Source organism: Mesorhizobium sp. M7A.F.Ca.ET.027.02.1.1 (assembly GCF_004022985.1).
GTDB lineage: Bacteria > Pseudomonadota > Alphaproteobacteria > Rhizobiales > Rhizobiaceae > Mesorhizobium.
On record NZ_RZOL01000707.1, the window covers coordinates 1 to 1,661 of the forward strand.

General features: G+C 64.7%; 2 protein-coding genes and 1 pseudogene. All 3 read left to right on the forward strand.

The genetic code is table 11. The features are described 5' to 3' along the window. Positions 1 to 104 precede the first annotated feature (104 nt). Complete coding sequence (locus EN749_RS35325; RefSeq protein WP_128364906.1) at positions 105 to 755, forward strand: hypothetical protein; 651 nt, start codon at positions 105 to 107, stop codon at positions 753 to 755. Positions 756 to 912: 157 nt separating this feature from the next. Then, positions 913 to 1,392 carry a transcriptional regulator NrdR gene (nrdR, locus tag EN749_RS35330; RefSeq protein WP_023810227.1) on the forward strand — a complete coding sequence of 160 codons (480 nt, stop codon included), beginning with the start codon at positions 913 to 915 and terminating at the stop codon, positions 1,390 to 1,392. A gap of 2 nt (positions 1,393 to 1,394) precedes the next feature. Then, positions 1,395 to 1,661, forward strand: a pseudogene (locus EN749_RS35335) (riboflavin biosynthesis protein RibD); the annotation flags it as partial.

Here is a 1,661-nt window from a genome sequence, read left to right on the forward strand (position 1 = left end):
CTTCCCGCTCTATCCCTATCTCGGCTGAGGCGATAGGAAGGCTTACCGCCTGCTGCAACGACAAGCGTCGTTTCAGCAGGCCGGGGCGACCGGCAGGAGCCTTGATGATGCGACCGTTTCGTTTCGCCAACCTTGGTGCCGTTGGCGCTCTGGCCGCTTTGATCGCCGTGCCTTTCCCCGGCGTCGCCTTGGCGCAAACCGCCTCTGCTCAACCCGCGCCCGCGCAACCCGCACCTCAGGCCGAGCCGGCGGCGCCCGCCCAGGCGGCACCCAAGCTCGAAACGTTCGGCAGATGGTCGACCCTGGTCGACGAGGTCGACACCGGTGAGGATCTGCGCAAGACCTGCGCTGCCTCGACAGCCTTTATCGGCGCGGGCGGCGTGCCCGGTACCTTGACGCTCGTCATCACGAACGGCGATGCACTGCCGCCGGATGCCTACCCCTCCATAACCATCGCCGTCGACAACAAGGGTCTGCCGGCCGGCAAGTCGATTGCCGCCACCTTCGGCGATGACAAGGGCCGTGTCGCCGCCAAACTCCATTCCGATGGCGCCGTCAACGGCCGGCTCAGCTGGACCGTGGACAATCAGGCCAAGACTAGCCTGGCGCTCCTGCGCGCCATGCGCCGGGCATCGGTACTTGATGTCTCCTTTGGCGACGCACCTGTTGGAAGCATATCCATGGATGGCTTCACCAAGGCCTATCGCAGCCTCGGTGCATCGTGCGGATTCCCGACCGCCGACGTAGCTCCCTGAAAACATCGGTACGCGGTGCGGCTGCCTGGCGAGGCTGGCAATCCTGCTTGCGCCTCGCTATCTCTGAAGCGCAAGGGGCTGTTGGCGACACTTTGCCATCGCTGCAAAAACCTCTAAGCCTTTCCCTTCACCAGATTCGCCAACCAAAGGCTTCTCCATGCGCTGTCCCTATTGCCAGTCAGAAGATACGCAGGTGAAGGATTCGCGCCCCGCAGAGGATGGCGCGGCGATCCGCAGGCGGCGTGTCTGCCCCGATTGCGGCGGTCGCTTCACCACCTTCGAGCGCGTGCAGTTGCGCGACCTCGTCGTGGTCAAGAAATCGGGCCGCAAAGTGCCCTTCGACCGCGACAAGTTGCTGCGCTCCGTGGAGATCGCCGTGCGCAAGCGCAATGTCGATCCCGAGCGCATCGACCGCGCGGTGACCGGCATCGTGCGCCAACTCGAAAGTTCCGGCGAGACGGAGGTTGCTTCGGGAGAAGTCGGCCGGCTGGTCATGGAAGCGCTGAAGTCGCTCGACGACGTCGCCTATGTCCGCTTTGCCTCGGTCTACCGCAATTTTCGCGAGGCCAAGGATTTCCATGAATTGCTGGGCGAGCTCAAGGGCGACGAAATCAAGGGTGAAGAGGAAGCCAGCTGAGCATGACTTCAAGCGAACAGGCCGCCCTTGATCGCCGCTTCATGGCGGCGGCACTCAGACTGTCGCGAAAAAATGCCGGGCGCACCGCGACCAACCCGTCCGTCGGCACGCTGATCGTACGCGATGACGGCAACGGTCCGATGATCGTCGGCACCGGCGTCACCGCTGTCGGCGGCCGCCCGCATGCCGAGACCGAGGCCCTGGCCGAGGCCGGCGAGCTCGCGCGCGGCGCCACCGCTTACGTCACGCTGGAGCCTTGCGCCCATCAC